The following is a 14,906-nucleotide window of genomic DNA, read 5'->3' as shown; positions in this document are numbered from 1 at the left end:
ATAGCCATACGATCAAAAACACCAGGAAATGCCATTGCAAAAAGGGAGTTATGGACAATTATAAGTTTTTATATCTGTCCGCAACTAAGTTTTTTATGCCTTTATGGACAAATATAAATAATGTAAAAACCATCCACAAGTGCAGCAAAAAGTGGCCGTATTTACCGGACAAACCCAAACCCGCAAAACCATTTTCCCTACGCTGATCACTACGTTTGGCGTAAAGAAAAACGAACATTTTACCGGGCGTGTGCAGGCCGAGGTTACCATGAGCGACCTGTTTACAAGGGGTTGATACAACACCCAACACAGGCCGCCTTTCGGTAATCGATCCGGCAATAATGTTGTTACTACCCTTCCTGCAGCGCCAGCAGCCGCGATGCGGCATACACCAGCTTCTTCAGGTACTGGATGAATATAAAAATATGTGTGGCATCCATTTCCTCGGCCACCGACCCGTTTGATAAGGCGGCTGTAGTAAACAGGTGCAGCCATTGCTTCCAGCGGCGTAAAGACCGCTTTTCAAAAAAATCAGCCAGGAAAGCCATAGGGTTGCCAAACTCCTTTGAAGTAAGCAACATGGGGAATTCGGTTACCGGCACTGCAACCAGGTTGTGAGGCTTTGATGCATACTGCCCCGCCTGTTGATGCAACAGGTAACAGGCTTCTACCAACAGCTCCAGCTGCTCGCCATAGTGCAGGGCATTGGCCGGGCTACCGTGTTGCCAGCTATAGCTGTCTTTTAATGCAGCGCGGCAAAATCATCGAAAGCCTTTATTTGTTCGGCGCGTCCGGCATAATCAAAAAATACTTTCAGCACTTGTATGGGATCGGCCTTGGCCGGGTTGCCGCTATGGTTGGCCGCAATGCGGTTTAGCAGATAACCGGGGTATAAATGGTGCTTTTTCATCTGTTATTTTTTTATTTTAAAATGGTCAGATGTCTGCCTGTCAGCAGACAGGGAAGTCGCATAAAAATCATCATTGCCTGGTTTATATTGTAGCTAGCTGATTTTTATACGCACTTCATAGATTTAGGTTAAAGATTGATGGATATAGCCCGGAAACGCCGTAATAATGCTACCTGCGGCATCAGACACTACGGTGAGTACAGACACGGTATTGCCTTTATCATCATAACCGATAGGCTCGCCGGTATCCCAAACCCTTTGCAGGTTGCTGCTTTGTGGTATTGGCTCCGGCTGTTGTTGAAATGCATCGCGGATATGGGCAATGATATACGGGATATCGATGGTAAACTTACCCGTGGCCGGGTGCCGGGAGATTTTGTAGTAATGCCTTTCTACAATATGGGCCAGGGTGGAAGCGCCCAGGTACCAGCTTTTGCGCAGCAGCTTTTTATGATGTTTAAGCGGCAGGTGGTAGAGATGCTGTACCTGCTGCTCCTGCAGCCATTGCTCGGTATCACTAATGGTAAATAGCACGCGAAGCCATTTGGCCTCATCGAAAACAGGGCATAGGGGTGGCGGTGCCACGGCCTGTTGATGTAATGGTGTTAACATAACTGTGTTTTTAGCATAGGTTAAACGAATATTCGTATAGAAATTCTACACTAAGGTATAGAATTATTTTTTATTTTCAACCTATGAAGTGGGTATTTTTTTAAATTAACTTTATAGTGTGAATTTTGACATCTAAAACGCTTAAGGTCAATGACTAAATTAGGATTGTTTTTGTCGCAGCGTTCTGTAAACAAGTCGGAAGCAGCACGCAAAGCCGGGTTATCCAAGGCCCGCATGAACGAACTAACGCTGAATGATCGCAGTCATTTACGGGCGGAGGAATTGTATTTGATAGCATTGGCTATTGGTGTTGATCCCGGCAATTTGCTGGAGTATGTTTGTGCCGACCTGAACCCTGCCGAGCAGTTATCCCTTGCTGCGGATGAGGAAACGCCTTACGAAACAGAAAAGAAAAAGAAGAAACGTAAATAGTGTTTGCTGCTTCGCTATTTTATTCCATTTATTTTTGGAGGAAACTAAGCTTCATTAAACGAAATGTCGCCCTGTCCAAGGGACTCCTTTGGAGAGCTTGACGAAGGGCATCCAAACTTCGTCGAGCTCAGCCTGACAGCACGGAGCGTCTCGTCCAAAGGTTCAAATACACTTCAAGGAAATTTTTTACGGAGGCCATTGCCTGTTTCTATCGTCGTTTCGACCAAGCGCAACGTAGTGGAGCGCGTGGAGAAATCCCCTGTTACGAAGACAAACCCTCTCCCCGTTTCTTTTTCCGTTCTTTTGCCATTGCCACCCGTCCGTATCGTCCGGGCAGGCAAAAGAACCAATCCCGAAGTTTCGTACTAGTCCGCCTTGAGGCCTTTTCGGAGACCGTAGCCCCTTCCCTATCGTCGTTTCGACCAAGCGCAACGTAGTGGAGCGCGTGGAGAAATCTCCTGTTAGAAGTCGTATGCTCGTTCAGCCTAACTTTTCATTTCGTCATCTGCTTCGCAAACTGCTTTTTCCACTTTTGTCTTAACACAAAAGTGGAGCAAAAAGTCAAGGCTGTGATGCCCTTGCTAAAGATGGACTACACTTCACTAAAATGCCCAAACTCGCTACGTAGACCGTAATATTTACAGTGATACCGCGGGCTCGAACAGTGGGCATTTTTGCCGTTTCGCTCCATCCATTTTCTTAACGCTCGTGCATCAAGGCCGGTCCTGCATCCCTCTCCCAATCGTTATTTCGTCCAAAGGACTCCTTTGGAGACCAAGCGACGGAGGAGCGCGCGGAGAGATCTCCCATTAAAGGTCGAGATGCTTAACTTCCTTATTCCTTTATCATGTCTGTCCGTCAACGCGCAAGGCTTCGTCAAGCTCAGCCTGACAACGCTGCCGTACATTCCCCAAATGTCACCCTGTCCGAGGGACTCCTTTGGAGAGCTTGACGAAGGGCATTCATTCGCAATGCCATGCCGCTATCGCCCCAAAAAACAATCCTGTCAAAGAACTAATGCTATCAATACTTTACAGGAGGCGCCCGGCTGTGAGTGCTTGTATTAGCAACGGTATTATTGGGTGTTTTCATACTCATCCTGGTTTGTGGTGGATGAGTCTCGCTGGTGAGATGGATGCATAAAAAAGTGCGAACCCAACTTACCAACTAGCGAGGTCGTAGGAGACCATAGTACAGATAAGAGGGCCCGCACCATAAATGTACGAGCCTATCACTTACCGTCCTGTAATAATTTGAAATTTCCTACGTTTCGCTAGTAAGACTCAGTGAATAGCTTAGCTATTATTTTTATAACTACTAATTACAACATTGGTCTAATTCGACCAAATATTTTTTTGACTTGTTGCCACCTTTAATTTATAATGGCGGATGATGAAATACTAAAGATCAGAAAAGAGTTTGGTGCTTACTTAAAAAAGCACCGTGAAGAAGTATTGAAGGAAAAAAACCTTTTGGCCTTTTCCTACAACTCGGAATTGGATAACAGCAAGCTGGGTAAAATTGAAAAGGGCGAAGTGGATATTCAATTCAGTACTTTAATTGAAATTGCTAAAACCTATAAGTTGTCTTCGAAAAGTATTTTGGGGTTTAAGATATTGACTACTGAATAATAGAAGCATTAGCTAGCCTACGAATGTCACAATATAGAAATAGCGATTTATTAACCGGAATAGCTGTTGTTGCCAAGCAACTGAGAGAAGCGCGTAGCCCCGCTCCAAGTCAGGAAGAGGTAATGACCGAGATAAAAATCAAGACCAATATTTCTATCGGCAGCCTTAGCCTCTTGTGCGACTATTATAATATTTCACTCTCTGAGTTTATGAAGAAGGTAGAACTGGAAGTTCAGAGGTTAAAAAGGAAGAGGAAATAACCAGCTAACTTGGTTGAGTTTACTTCAAGATTTTCTTTGTCTTCTTTTTTGCAAAGTGGTAAACGATGTTAGGCACAAAGGCCAACCACCAAAAAAATAAAGCCAGCAAAATATGTACTGCAGTTGATGCTTCGTTTCTTGCTAATAAAAAATACTCTGGTGTTTCTTCCTTTAAATTCCAGTCGTTTGCCAGGTATAATTTGACGTCTTTAATTACCTCTTCTCTTGATACTTGTCCGGATAAGCTTTGCATAAAAAAAATTTTAGATCGCAAACATCTTATACTTACAGGAAAAGTTTTTACGGAAAGCCGTAACGAGGCCATGGAATCTTCTGCAATTTTGGAAATTTCAAAGTGGAATTACTTACAGAAAAACCACTATCACACTTCAAACAAATTATGAATAATATGATTAACGGCATTCTTTGTTCTGGGTACGCTGTCCGTCAACAAATACGCATGAAGTCTTTTAGCCACTACTTCAGGTTGAGGGTTATCGATCAGGCGGGGATTTAGTTCTCTCATCCAGAGAGATTCGTTTAGCCGTTCTCCGTTAACAGTACAGTATAACGAACCGCTGATAGCGAACAAAAATACGAGGATCTACTAGTTAGCCAGTATAGCAGCAAACACCATGTTGCCTGCATAGCTTGCTGCCGTGTCGTCCAGCATTTACTACTTTAGCGCTTTTGAAATTCTATAATATCTTTTATCTAACGCATCTCTACCACCTTCCATAACTTCACACACTGCATTTCTAATTTGCTTGTCTTGTAAAGCATTGTTACCTGCTTTGACTACCTGACCCGAAACAAAATCCATATGAACAACATTGTCGGAATTTGCATTGACAGCAAGGTTAGGATTGTGCGTTACAATAACTAACTGTCTTTTTTGTTTCAATTTTTTGAACCCTTCAACAACAAAATTTGAAATGAGCTTTGTGTCTAAATCATCTTCTGGCTGGTCAATAATTAACGGAATGTCATTTAGGGCCAATAGTAGCCCTAACATTCCTGCTGTTCTCTCCCCCGCTGAACCTGCTTGAATATCTTCTTCCCTACCTTGTTTCCTGAATTTTAGAACAAGTTTGTCCTCTGGAACCCACACAAGCAGTCGGTCGATATCCTCAGGAGTATTTTGTTTGAGATAATCAAGATGCCTTGCTAAACGCAAATCAAGAGTTTTCTTATCCGATTCAGTCGCCGAAAGAAATTCTTCCAATTCCCTTTTCCTTTTTTCCCATCTTGTTGTTTCTTCTTCGCTAATAATTCTTGAAATTACTCCCCAACTGTTTCCGTCATCTTCACTATACCCGTAAATGTCATTTGAAAATTCTCCGCCGGATTTTCTTAGCAGTTCTCTGAATGTTTCGTCTGCATTTTCTGTATCAGCCATTGGCTGCAGTTCAATAATAAGAAAAGGATTGTTTGTATCGTCAATTGCTTTCCATCGGTCAATTACTTCTTTTCGTTTTATTCTTAATTCTTTTTCCTTTTCAATGATTGAAGTGTAAAGAAATTCAAGGCTTGCATTCAAAGTAGCAAGCTCCAATTTCTGATTTTCAATTAAAGAAAGTTTATCATTCAGTGTTGCTCTTCTTTGAATTAACGTTTCATACGATTCCGTTCCTAACTCCTGAATGCTGCCTGCTATGCTAGCATACGCTTGTTTGGCTGCTTCAAATTGTCCAAACCAAGGAAGGGTGTTGAACTGTTCAGATAGATTTTCTTTGTACGGTGTAATAAGTAAAATTGCTTCTGCAAGTTTTGCTTTTACTGCTGCCAAAGCAATATTCATCGCTTCAATAAATTGCAATGAATTATCAACCACAACATCATTTATGCCTTCAGGGGCTTCAATGTTTGGAACTGCTCGTTCCAGTTCTTCTAATTGAGAAATGAACTGCGAAACAGTCTCACTGGTGTCTGTAAAAAATTTATTGGTTGCAGTTAGTTTATTGAAGTTATTTAAAGTGTCTCTGTAAGCAGAACTTTCATACAATGAAATTTTATTATTTACGGAACCAAGTTGTGCTCTTATATTTGATTCTTCTGAAATGGCAAAGCGAAGTTGTCGTCTTGTTGCTCTTTCTGCTATCCACCTGTTTACTAAATTATCTTTTACCTCAGTCCAAGTGGGTTTGTCAAACTGCGAATCAATCAACTCAATTAGTTTAGATGGATTGCCCGTTAAAGCATAAAGTTCTTTCTGACTGAAAATCTGAATCGGAAAAAGCTCTTGAATGTTTGAAACTGTTGTTGCTGCATCCCAATTTCCTGATGTAGTATTCCACTCTTGTAGTGTGTGAATTGAACTGTTCCATTTTATCAGGTGGAGTTTCCCATCTTTAAAAACTTCTACTTCAATTGATGTTTCATTTCTTAGCATTCCAGTTCCATTCTTTCTGCCGATTTGATTGAACTTATCAAACTCCGCTTGAACTTCAACAGGCATTTCTTCAATCCTTGCTAATGCAATTCGCAAATAATTAATAACGGTTGATTTACCTGATCCCCTTCCACCAATTATGGAAGTCAGCCAAGGGCTCAACTCTGTTTTAAGTGGTGTGCCATTTCCTGCTTTGAACCCACTTGAAACGGTAATTGATTTTATGAAGTAACGATTTGAAATTGTGTTCGGGTCAATGGCAATTTCATCCTTACGAATTATTCCGTCCTCTTTGTCATGCAATGCAAGTTTGAGAGCATCTAAAGAAGGTTCTCCCATTTTGACCCAAGTGTAATTTGTTCCAACTTGTGCTGCAATGTGGCTGTCTGTTCCAATTATTTCCGCTAAGTGTAACTTGGCTTGTATGTAGAGTTCGGGTTTGTCTATCGTTTTATCAATAACTTCGATAGCAAGTAGTCCTTCAGTCTTTATTGCCTGTGTGAATGTATGACCTGTCAGTGTGAATACTCCACTTGCTTTATCCACATGGGCAGGTATTGCGATTGCACCTGCGGCATGAATTGCATTGATTACATCCTCAACGCTGTCTGGAGAAACTGCATCTGTTGTTCCGATGTGTGCTGCTGGAAATCTTACGGCACCTAAAAGGGCTTGCACATTTGCCGTTCCTGCACTTGGATCAAACAATGTTAAAATGTGAATGTTTCCCGATGCAGAAATTTCAACTCCAGGGAATAGAAATAATTTTCTGTAACCTGTTGGTTTAGGGTCTGCATTTTCCATTTCTGCCAAGGCTGATTTCAAAGTGTCAATCCATTCTCCTGAATTATGGTCTGTAATTGCAACACAGTCAATGCCTGCGTTCATATACATAAGCAACCAGTTCTCTGGTGTGATTGCCATGTGACCAGCGTCACCTTTTCCAAAGTCGTTTGACTTTGGAGTGTGATTGTGAAAATCGAACTTCCACCATTTTGCTCCATGTATAAGGTCTTGCATTATGAATGATGCTTTTAAAATTGAAGGTGTCAATAGGCTTGTAGGCAACTCGAATATGTGCCAAATTGTTTTGTTGTCTATTGATTGTCAAAATCTTTTTTTACTATTACCCGTTTGTTAGTATTTTAAGCACTTACAAACAATTTAGAAAAAATGTGCGTTTGTTGCTCGCTAAGAATCATTCATGTTCAGTCCGTTTTGGCACAGCCATAAAAATAAACAAACATCATCAAATGATAAAGGGGGTATTTTTCCCGTATTTCCTATTTCAGCCATTTCACTAATCCAGCTGTACCCGAAACAGAGTAAATGATCGCTCCTACTATAATCGCAATCACTATGATCACCAGCCAGGCAATGGTTTTCATACGGTCAATATCATCGCGGTACTCCCGGGTGCCGTTATCGTAATTATACTGAGCCTGCTCGCGGGCTTTGCGCCGGCCGTATTTCGTATTGAGGTTGTATTGTTTGCGCTGTGCCATATTATAGTTTATACGGCTTCAAATTTATGGTGGGGCTACATGCCTTTTTTACGGGAAACCGTAGTGCTCAAATAATAAGGTTCAACACCTTCCATTACGTTCTGTGCTTTTAGTTAGAAGAAGCGTTTCCTGTGTTTTTAGCGCTGCTGGAAAAATTTACGTTTATTCCTACACCTAGCCACGCATTACCATTGTGTTTCCAGCCATATTTTTTTTGATCGTAAGTAATTAATTGATCAAGCCCGTATGTTATCCCGATATTTATGCCATTAGAAATATGTATTAATACTCCAGTGTTTACACTAAATGCACTTACATTAGTTGCTGCCGCCACAATACTGTTTGCATCATCCAGTTTAATACTGGCTAAACCCACACCAAAAATCGGCTCTAATGCGAAACCATCTTCAATTTCCCTATTGAATCTTATTCTTGCTCCAACATTGGTACCTATGTTTACGTTAGCGTCGAAATTAAAATCATCAAATCGAAGTTTAAAAGGAACAGTAAATGCTCCTACTCTCCAATCTATACGGTTGTACAAAGGTTTAATATTACGTAAGAAAACATCCTTGGGTATACTATACTCCACTTTTTTATCCGACTCCGAATTATTTATCAATTTATTTATAGCGGCAGTGCTAAATTTCGAGAAGGTGAAATAAACTAAATCGCCTTCAATTCTACTAACTGTTAATTTGTATTTTGAACCTTCAATTTCACTTCTAATAGCATCTATCCTAAAGTTCTTATTTTTATATGATGACCCATCAATCGCATTGACAGCTTCCACAGAAGCATAATTAAAATAGTAATTTCCATTTACAATTATCGCATTCGTCTCCTGGCTTTTTAATGATTTAACACTGCAAATTGCAGCTATCATCAGCAAAATAAATTTCATACTCAGTTTGTTTTTGGTGGTAATAAGGGACTTATCAGAATAAAGATAGTAGGCGCCGAAAAAACAAAAGAGGGTGTTTTTCCCGTATTTATGGAGTTGCTCCTACGGGAAACCGTAAAGGCGCACAAATACAGATCTGCTTCCCTCAACAATTACTGAATATTGATAGCGTACACAGCAAGCTGTTCATTGTCTTTATCAACGTAGCGCTGAAACTTCAACCCCAACCGCTCCAGTAGTTGAATGGAGTTTTTATTTTCAGGAAGCGTAATACCCATAATAGTAGGCGGGGATTTTTAGCACAAAATTTCAATAGAATTACTATCGTTGAACCTTGCACAAATGCTCAATCGAAGCCGTTCAGCCCCGCTTTTGGCAATACCTTGTTAGTGGCAGTTTATATTTTCTGTCCAATATTTTTCTTTTAAATATTCAGTCTTTTTAATGTCGCAACCTAATACAAATACTCTGTAAACAGGTCTGTTTATTCCGTAATATGGTACTTTGTCTTCGAAAAACTCTGTTTCCATCCTCTGTAATTTGTTTTTCAAGTCATTGATTTTATTTATGTCTGTCGAAAAACCAATGCAATGTGTCTTTGCCCATTCGTCAGATTTAATTTGATTAAAAGCATATTCGACAATTTCATTTTCCGTCTTGAAATATTTCAAATTGTCTTTTTGTCCACGTTCGGTATAATACCAAATATAAAGTCCGCCTGATTTGTCAATTCCAAAACCTTCATAGATACTGTTTCCGTTTATTGAGTAGCTATTGAAATTGAAACAATTTTCTGTCATCCAGTTTTCGAGTTCAAATTCTGTCTTTGGTAAATACTCGCTATCCATTTGTCAATTTTTTATAAGTAAATGGACGCAATTCAATTTCGATTTTTAGTTTTCCAAACTCACAGTCAAAATACAGTTTAAAGAAGTGTTTTACGTCTTCCCAATTGTCAAGTTTAGTTTGTATTTGTTCGTCTTGATTTGCTCCATAAACAAAAAACAAGTTAAGATTTTGTGAACTTCAAGAACATAGTCATTTTCCATATGTCCAACCCAAAAAGCCCCATGTTCTTCGTCCATTCGGATTGTTTCTTCTATGGCGGTTATAATGTCGTCAAATGTGGCGTTCTCAACGGAGTCACTCCAACCTTTTTCTATCCAAATGTTCGTTGTCATACTTATTGTTCTAAAATTACCACTAACTCTAATATATGCGAAATAGTTTTGTCATTTATTGACTTTCAAAATCTTAATTTACTTCTTAATGTTAATCGCCTATAAGTATTCAAAACACTTATAAACAATTTAGAAATGCGCTTTTGTTGCTCGCTAAGAATCGTTCATGTTTAGTCCGTTTTGGTCCCGCTATAAAAATAAATAAACATCGGCAAACGTAAAAGAGGGTATTTTTCCCGTATTTGTTTTAATCCCTAGCAAGTTTAAAATTGCCCTCCCATTGCCTTATATAATTCCAATGTTTGCTTAACACCATTTATTTGTCCCTCGCTGATTGTTTTAGTGTCGTAATACTGCCTTCCGATTAACTTCATTTTGGCGGATTTTGCATTTGCAAGGGCATTTATTAACTCCTTGTCAGATGCTGAAACGGCTTCGTCGAACCACTCCCAAATGTAGCCTCCGTCGCCTGAGTCCGTTTCTACATTCGTAGGAATGTATTCATAGGCTTTACCATCAATTGAAAATTGTACTCTGCTAAAAAATAACCAGTCGTCACTATAATATTGAAGTCTTAATCTAAAATTATCCGGCACCCCATTTTCCGTCATGAAATAACAGTACAATCCATTAGCGTTGGAATAAATAGGCGCAGATTTATGTCTGTACCATTTTTTATTATTATTGGAAAACTCATCTTTTTTTATTCGAAACGATTTTTCCAATTGTGTAACCTTTGCGGAGTCTACAGTAGCAGTCTTTACAAATGATTCCTGTTGCTCTTTTTTATTTCTGTCTACTGACTCTTGCACAGAATTTTTAAGCGCAAAAATCCTTTCCTGTATTTCATTCTCTCTCACCTCTTTGTTCAGGAAAATGATACCTGATATCTCATTGTTATTTCCATCGTACAGTTTAAAGCTTTTAGGTATTGAATAGGTTTTCCCTAAAGATGTTTGCATGTCTTTATTAACCTTTAGAGAAATACAAAACTTCTGATAAGCCTCTAAATAAGCAGAAGTATCGCTTGATGCTTTGATAATTTCGGCATCCTTCTCTTTCCTGTTATATCCTCCAAATAGGCTCTCTTCATCGACAATTTCTACATAACTGTAAGACTTCTTGTTTTCACACGAAGCCATGACAATCAATAAAAGGACAAAAAGATGAGCAAGCTTAGAAAAATTTCTCGGGCTACTCGTTTTGCTACCATTTTCCATTTAACAAACCTATTAAGCAGTAATATGAATTTTTTACGGAAAACCGTAATACCTATTCTTAATGTAAAAAAAATGAGAAACTATTGTTTCTCACCAGCAAACACAGAGCCATCAATAAAATAATTAATACTAACTATAGCCGACTTTAAAGCTCACCACCAGAATAAATCATGAGCGGATTAACATAGCCATAAAAATGTTGATTTACTCCCGTCCGAATTACTGAATGTTGATAGCATACACAGCCAGCCGCTCATTGTCTTTATCAACATAGCGCTGAAATTTCAACCCCAACCGCTCCAGTAGTTGAATAGAGCTTTTATTTTCCGGGAGGGTAATACCAATAATGGTAGGACTTACTTTCTGTTGTACCAATTCATCCAGGTATTTTTGGCTGGCCTCTAACGCATAGCCTTGTTTTTCAAATTGAGGTAAGAGGGCAAAGCCAATGTCGGGAAACTCCTGGTTATCCCGGTATAAAAAAGTAACGATGCCAATGGGCTGTTGGGTTGCTTTGGTTTCAAAAACGCTGTAAAAGAAATTTGGGTTGTCGAGGATCTTCTGAATATATTTTTCAGCATCATGGCTATTATGGATATGCCGGTCGCCAATAAATTGTAACCAGCCGGGCGTGTTTACCAACTTAAGGATAAATGGGCTGTCTGCCGTTGTTATGGGCCTTATGAAAAGCCGGTCGGTTTCTAATTGTTGGTACATATGGAAATGCGTTCACTTTCACCATTGCCGGTGTTGCAGCAGCAAGATATAGCAATCTTTGAAGTATTTAATATTGGGCTGTAGCTGGCTCATTTCACTTTTAAAGTCCGCTTTCATGTTCTGACAACCACTTCACAAATTTGTTTTTATATTTTTCTTTTGTCAAAATGTCTTTAAGTATAAAGTCAATGCCACCATCATAAGGCGCAACAATTACGTTTTTGTCAAACGAAACGAAAAATGCTCGTGTATTGTCATTTGCAATTTCTCTTAAAAGTCCGTCATGATAATTGCGTTTCCAAATTGCTGAAGCAAAAGCAGGCCTGTAAAAGTTGTGTTCGTTGTATTGTTCCTTGCCAACTTTATTTAACTCGATATTGTCAAGTAGTATAAATGAGAAAGGTTTAAATATTTCTTCCTCTTCCGTTATGTGAATGGATTTGCTTTCATCCCAACAATATTCTCCGGTTACAATTAAAATGGGCGTATCGGGCCCGAATAGGTCTGTTATAATTTCATTCTGTCTCGAAAGAAGTATCTCCCATTCTTCTTCATTCTCCGCATAGCGTTTTGACTCTGGCAGGCTATGAATTCTAAACCATCTGTCCGCATAGCTATGTTTAAACAAATGCGAAATTGGTACCGTATCCCGATAGTGTAAAGCCCATAATTGTTGAAATGCTTCTTTAGTCATATTGGTTCTGTCTTATGATTAGTTCCAAAATAAATTTCGTCTTCGTGATGAAATAGTAATACCCAATTTAAGCTTTGGTCAATCACGGTTAAGTCGTCGGAAGAGCCGTAATAAAAGCTGTCGAAGTATTTTATCAAAAGTTTCCAGGGAACAATCATTGCATCTGTATCATCCCACGAAAGGAAAACGAGCTTATCTAATGTAAGTCCGCGATGGTAAAGCCATTTTTTTATTTCTTTCTCATTTCCGTTTAAAATTTTGGCCTTGTCAATTGTCTGAAAGAAGTCTTTTTTGAATGGTGTGTCGTTGTGTAAATTTGACTTTGCAATATAATCCCACAAAAATTTCGCGGCTTCATCATCCAGCGGTTTTAATTGATCGAGATGCTCATCTGGCAGCTTATCGTAGCGCTCGTTTGTAAAACGCCATTTCAACCGAAAGTTCTCCATCGGAATTACATGTTGAAATATGTTGTCAAAGTCAATGCTCATTTGCCTTTGTATTGTCTGTTACCCTTGTCGCTAACTCAAATATATACGAAACAATGCTCTTCTCATTTTGCCATTGCATTCGCTTCTTACCAGCAACTACTCGGCCTTACTAACAATATCTTTCTGCTTCCTTATCAAGCATTTTATTGTTCTAACCATTTTAAAATTAACCGGGTAGTTTCCTCCGGCTTTTCCTGCTGAATCCAGTGACCACAATCCAAACTGGCAATATCCAGATTAGGAACAATATTTTTCAGGTTGTCAGATTTTGGAATCGTGTCTTGTTCTCCATATATCATAAGGGTGGGCTTGTGGATGATGGGGGTTATGCTCGCCATTAAGTGCCAGTTTTGATCCAGGTTTCTGTACCAGTTGATACTTCCTGTAAACCCTGATGATTCGAAGGCAGTAATAAACACAGACAGCTCGTTGTCTTCCATTAGGGGCTCCCCCAATGGCTTTTCTGCTCTTGCCAGATTGATCATTAACATTCCGGGCTCTGGTGGCGCAGGAGGCAGGTTTTTACGGAATATGTTGCGGAGGAACCGGGATGCATTTTCATTCATGATTGCATCTGCTATTCCCGGTTGCCGGTTGAAGTGAACAAAATAAAAGTCACCTCCAAAGATCGCTTCCATCAATTCAATCCATGGTTGTTCTCCACGCTCCTGGTAAGGCAAAGCCAGGTTGATTATTTTATTTACCCTCTCAGGATGCAATAGCGCCAGGTTCCAAACCACATTTGCACCCCAGTCGTGACCTACAAAAGTGGCATCTTTATATCCGTAGTGATCGAGCAGCGCAACGAGGTCGCCTGTCAGGTGTTCAATGTCATACTCCGTTACTTCGGCCGGGCGCGATGAATTGCCATACCCTCTCTGGTTGGGAATGATGACATGATAACCGGCCGCAACCAATGCCGGCACCTGGTGGCGCCAGGAAAAAGCATGCTCCGGAAATCCATGACAGAGTACCACAGGTTTACCAGCATTCTGCTTACCTGCTTCAAACACTTCAAGTGTTACACCGTTTACTGAAATAAGAATAGGTTGGGGAAAATTGGCTGAGTTAAACATTGAGTTGGTTTCGTTTGTCATTTTTATTCTTTAAAAGATTTATTAATGAGGCAAACTTATACCTGCCCAATGACAGCCTTATGTCAGGGGTCAACACTAAATTAATGATACCTCTCAAAATACTCTTGCAAGGTCATTTGGTGAGGTTCAAATTTGTCGGTCAATATTTCTAATTTATTGATCCGGTCCAAACGGAAAAAACGGAATTCTTTTCTTAACCTACAATAGGCAACCAGCAACCAATTTTCGGTGCTTAATAACGCAAATGGTTCAATGTGCCGGATGGTGGTTTTGTTTTGCTCGTTAGTGTATTCAATTTTTGCGATACGAAAGTTTGTAAGGGAAAATTGTAAGTCAGATAAATTACTGCTGTTTCTTTCGAGGTAGTTATTTTGGTCAAACCGTGTTCTTTCAGCAAGTAAGTTGGCTTTGTCTTGTATATTGTATTTCAAAACCGATTTTATTTTTTCAATGGCTCCCGTATAATCTTTAACGAATGAAGCATCCTTATTTTTAAGCACTAATTGTTCTGCAGTAATTAATGCATTGGCTTGCGCTTCTGTAAACATTACGGGCGGAACCCGGTAACCTTCCATTAGCGAATAGCCTTTTCCCTCATCGGTAATGATGGGAACACCTGCCTGCTCCAGCGCCCTGATGTCTCTGTAAATGGTTCTGATACTAACCGAAAATTTATCTGCCAGTTTTGTGGCTGTTAACAGTCGTTTTGTTTGCAACTGTGTGAGGATGGCCGTTAGTCGTGAAAGTCGTTTGGTATCATTGTCGTTCATTCGCCAAATTTACGGCTTCGGTTGTCGCATGGGTAGGATTAAAAATGGCTTATTGCTCAAGTATAGTCGAAAGGATTGGGGTCATAAAAT

20 protein-coding genes are annotated in these 14,906 nt (G+C 39.7%); 4 read left to right on the top strand and 16 right to left on the bottom strand.

Annotated features, from left to right (window positions below; translation table 11 throughout):
• The first annotated feature begins 139 nt into the window (after positions 1-139).
• Complete coding sequence (locus U0035_RS14310) at positions 140-295, top strand: hypothetical protein (protein ID WP_162817823.1); 156 nt, start codon at positions 140-142, stop codon at positions 293-295.
• Positions 296-350: 55 nt separating this feature from the next.
• Here U0035_RS14310 and U0035_RS14305 read toward each other — a convergent pair whose 3' ends face one another.
• The 3 genes from U0035_RS14305 to U0035_RS14295 form a co-directional block, all read right to left on the bottom strand.
• A complete protein-coding gene (locus U0035_RS14305; protein WP_327138692.1) occupies positions 351-653 on the bottom strand; it encodes a hypothetical protein in 303 nt (100 codons plus the stop codon).
• 89 nt (positions 654-742) lie between these two features.
• Entirely contained in the window at positions 743-910 is a 168-nt protein-coding gene (locus tag U0035_RS14300) for a hypothetical protein (protein ID WP_162817822.1), read from the bottom strand.
• Between the two features lie 123 nt (positions 911-1,033).
• Entirely contained in the window at positions 1,034-1,522 is a 489-nt protein-coding gene (locus U0035_RS14295) for a hypothetical protein (protein WP_114790443.1), read from the bottom strand.
• 150 nt (positions 1,523-1,672) lie between these two features.
• Here U0035_RS14295 and U0035_RS14290 point away from each other — a divergent pair, with 150 nt between their 5' ends.
• The 3 genes from U0035_RS14290 to U0035_RS14280 all read left to right on the top strand — a co-directional run bounded on the left by U0035_RS14290 (position 1,673) and on the right by U0035_RS14280 (position 3,845).
• Positions 1,673-1,954, top strand: coding sequence for a helix-turn-helix domain-containing protein (locus tag U0035_RS14290; RefSeq protein WP_114790442.1), 282 nt, complete (start codon positions 1,673-1,675; stop codon positions 1,952-1,954).
• Between the two features lie 1,382 nt (positions 1,955-3,336).
• Positions 3,337-3,585, top strand: a complete 249-nt coding sequence (locus U0035_RS14285; protein WP_114790441.1) for a hypothetical protein — start codon at positions 3,337-3,339, stop codon at positions 3,583-3,585.
• Between the two features lie 23 nt (positions 3,586-3,608).
• Entirely contained in the window at positions 3,609-3,845 is a 237-nt protein-coding gene (locus U0035_RS14280) for an XRE family transcriptional regulator (RefSeq protein ID WP_114790440.1), read from the top strand.
• Positions 3,846-3,864: 19 nt separating this feature from the next.
• Here the strand turns inward: U0035_RS14280 and U0035_RS14275 are convergent, their stop codons facing one another.
• The 13 genes from U0035_RS14275 to U0035_RS14215 all read right to left on the bottom strand — a co-directional run bounded on the left by U0035_RS14275 (position 3,865) and on the right by U0035_RS14215 (position 14,816).
• A complete protein-coding gene (locus tag U0035_RS14275) occupies positions 3,865-4,098 on the bottom strand; it encodes a DUF8108 domain-containing protein (RefSeq protein ID WP_114790439.1) in 234 nt (77 codons plus the stop codon).
• A gap of 129 nt (positions 4,099-4,227) precedes the next feature.
• Positions 4,228-4,371 carry a hypothetical protein gene (locus tag U0035_RS14270; protein ID WP_162817821.1) on the bottom strand — a complete coding sequence of 48 codons (144 nt, stop codon included), beginning with the start codon at positions 4,369-4,371 and terminating at the stop codon, positions 4,228-4,230.
• Positions 4,372-4,521: 150 nt separating this feature from the next.
• Positions 4,522-7,257 (bottom strand): TrlF family AAA-like ATPase, encoded by a 2,736-nt coding sequence (locus tag U0035_RS14265; RefSeq protein WP_114790438.1) that lies wholly within the window; start codon positions 7,255-7,257, stop codon positions 4,522-4,524.
• Between the two features lie 263 nt (positions 7,258-7,520).
• Positions 7,521-7,742, bottom strand: coding sequence for a hypothetical protein (locus U0035_RS14260; RefSeq protein WP_114790437.1), 222 nt, complete (start codon positions 7,740-7,742; stop codon positions 7,521-7,523).
• A gap of 109 nt (positions 7,743-7,851) precedes the next feature.
• The gene (locus tag U0035_RS14255; RefSeq protein WP_114790436.1) at positions 7,852-8,646 is read right to left on the bottom strand and encodes a hypothetical protein; all 795 of its coding nucleotides are present in this window, start codon (positions 8,644-8,646) and stop codon (positions 7,852-7,854) included.
• A 152-nt stretch (positions 8,647-8,798) separates the two neighbouring features.
• Complete coding sequence (locus U0035_RS14250; RefSeq protein ID WP_262510823.1) at positions 8,799-8,924, bottom strand: hypothetical protein; 126 nt, start codon at positions 8,922-8,924, stop codon at positions 8,799-8,801.
• 108 nt (positions 8,925-9,032) lie between these two features.
• The gene (locus tag U0035_RS14245; RefSeq protein WP_114790435.1) at positions 9,033-9,494 is read right to left on the bottom strand and encodes a hypothetical protein; all 462 of its coding nucleotides are present in this window, start codon (positions 9,492-9,494) and stop codon (positions 9,033-9,035) included.
• A 596-nt stretch (positions 9,495-10,090) separates the two neighbouring features.
• Positions 10,091-11,047: a hypothetical protein gene (locus U0035_RS14240; RefSeq protein WP_114790433.1), complete on the bottom strand. Its 957-nt coding sequence runs from the start codon at positions 11,045-11,047 to the stop codon at positions 10,091-10,093.
• Between the two features lie 219 nt (positions 11,048-11,266).
• Positions 11,267-11,764, bottom strand: a complete 498-nt coding sequence (locus tag U0035_RS14235) for a GNAT family N-acetyltransferase (RefSeq protein ID WP_114790432.1) — start codon at positions 11,762-11,764, stop codon at positions 11,267-11,269.
• Between the two features lie 100 nt (positions 11,765-11,864).
• On the bottom strand, positions 11,865-12,458 hold the full coding sequence (locus tag U0035_RS14230) for a DUF3885 domain-containing protein (protein WP_114790431.1): 594 nt from the start codon (positions 12,456-12,458) through the stop codon (positions 11,865-11,867).
• The gene (locus U0035_RS14225) at positions 12,455-12,949 is read right to left on the bottom strand and encodes a DUF2947 family protein (RefSeq protein ID WP_114790430.1); all 495 of its coding nucleotides are present in this window, start codon (positions 12,947-12,949) and stop codon (positions 12,455-12,457) included. Before U0035_RS14225 ends, U0035_RS14230 begins: the two co-directional genes overlap by 4 nt.
• A gap of 143 nt (positions 12,950-13,092) precedes the next feature.
• Entirely contained in the window at positions 13,093-14,046 is a 954-nt protein-coding gene (locus tag U0035_RS14220) for an alpha/beta fold hydrolase (RefSeq protein WP_114790429.1), read from the bottom strand.
• A gap of 80 nt (positions 14,047-14,126) precedes the next feature.
• Positions 14,127-14,816, bottom strand: coding sequence for a helix-turn-helix transcriptional regulator (locus U0035_RS14215; RefSeq protein ID WP_114790428.1), 690 nt, complete (start codon positions 14,814-14,816; stop codon positions 14,127-14,129).
• Between the last annotated feature and the right edge of the window lie 90 nt (positions 14,817-14,906).

The sequence above is a fragment of the Niabella yanshanensis genome (assembly GCF_034424215.1).
In the GTDB taxonomy this organism is placed as follows: Bacteria; Bacteroidota; Bacteroidia; order Chitinophagales; family Chitinophagaceae; genus Niabella; species Niabella yanshanensis.
Note: the sequence above shows the minus strand (reverse complement) of the source record. Positions and strands in the feature narration are given on the sequence as shown.

Coding starts and splice junctions, on each gene's coding strand:
- U0035_RS14300 (WP_162817822.1), bottom strand. CDS start 910: ATGAAAAAGCACCATTTATACCCCGGTTATCTGCTAAACCGCATTGCG.
- U0035_RS14295 (WP_114790443.1), bottom strand. CDS start 1,522: ATGTTAACACCATTACATCAACAGGCCGTGGCACCGCCACCCCTATGC.
- U0035_RS14290 (WP_114790442.1), top strand. CDS start 1,673: ATGACTAAATTAGGATTGTTTTTGTCGCAGCGTTCTGTAAACAAGTCG.
- U0035_RS14285 (WP_114790441.1), top strand. CDS start 3,337: ATGGCGGATGATGAAATACTAAAGATCAGAAAAGAGTTTGGTGCTTAC.
- U0035_RS14280 (WP_114790440.1), top strand. CDS start 3,609: ATGTCACAATATAGAAATAGCGATTTATTAACCGGAATAGCTGTTGTT.
- U0035_RS14275 (WP_114790439.1), bottom strand. CDS start 4,098: ATGCAAAGCTTATCCGGACAAGTATCAAGAGAAGAGGTAATTAAAGAC.
- U0035_RS14270 (WP_162817821.1), bottom strand. CDS start 4,371: ATGAGAGAACTAAATCCCCGCCTGATCGATAACCCTCAACCTGAAGTA.
- U0035_RS14265 (WP_114790438.1), bottom strand. CDS start 7,257: ATGCAAGACCTTATACATGGAGCAAAATGGTGGAAGTTCGATTTTCAC.
- U0035_RS14260 (WP_114790437.1), bottom strand. CDS start 7,742: ATGGCACAGCGCAAACAATACAACCTCAATACGAAATACGGCCGGCGC.
- U0035_RS14255 (WP_114790436.1), bottom strand. CDS start 8,646: ATGAAATTTATTTTGCTGATGATAGCTGCAATTTGCAGTGTTAAATCA.
- U0035_RS14250 (WP_262510823.1), bottom strand. CDS start 8,924: ATGGGTATTACGCTTCCTGAAAATAAAAACTCCATTCAACTACTGGAG.
- U0035_RS14245 (WP_114790435.1), bottom strand. CDS start 9,494: ATGGATAGCGAGTATTTACCAAAGACAGAATTTGAACTCGAAAACTGG.
- U0035_RS14240 (WP_114790433.1), bottom strand. CDS start 11,047: ATGGAAAATGGTAGCAAAACGAGTAGCCCGAGAAATTTTTCTAAGCTT.
- U0035_RS14235 (WP_114790432.1), bottom strand. CDS start 11,764: ATGTACCAACAATTAGAAACCGACCGGCTTTTCATAAGGCCCATAACA.
- U0035_RS14230 (WP_114790431.1), bottom strand. CDS start 12,458: ATGACTAAAGAAGCATTTCAACAATTATGGGCTTTACACTATCGGGAT.
- U0035_RS14225 (WP_114790430.1), bottom strand. CDS start 12,949: ATGAGCATTGACTTTGACAACATATTTCAACATGTAATTCCGATGGAG.
- U0035_RS14220 (WP_114790429.1), bottom strand. CDS start 14,046: ATGACAAACGAAACCAACTCAATGTTTAACTCAGCCAATTTTCCCCAA.
- U0035_RS14215 (WP_114790428.1), bottom strand. CDS start 14,816: ATGAACGACAATGATACCAAACGACTTTCACGACTAACGGCCATCCTC.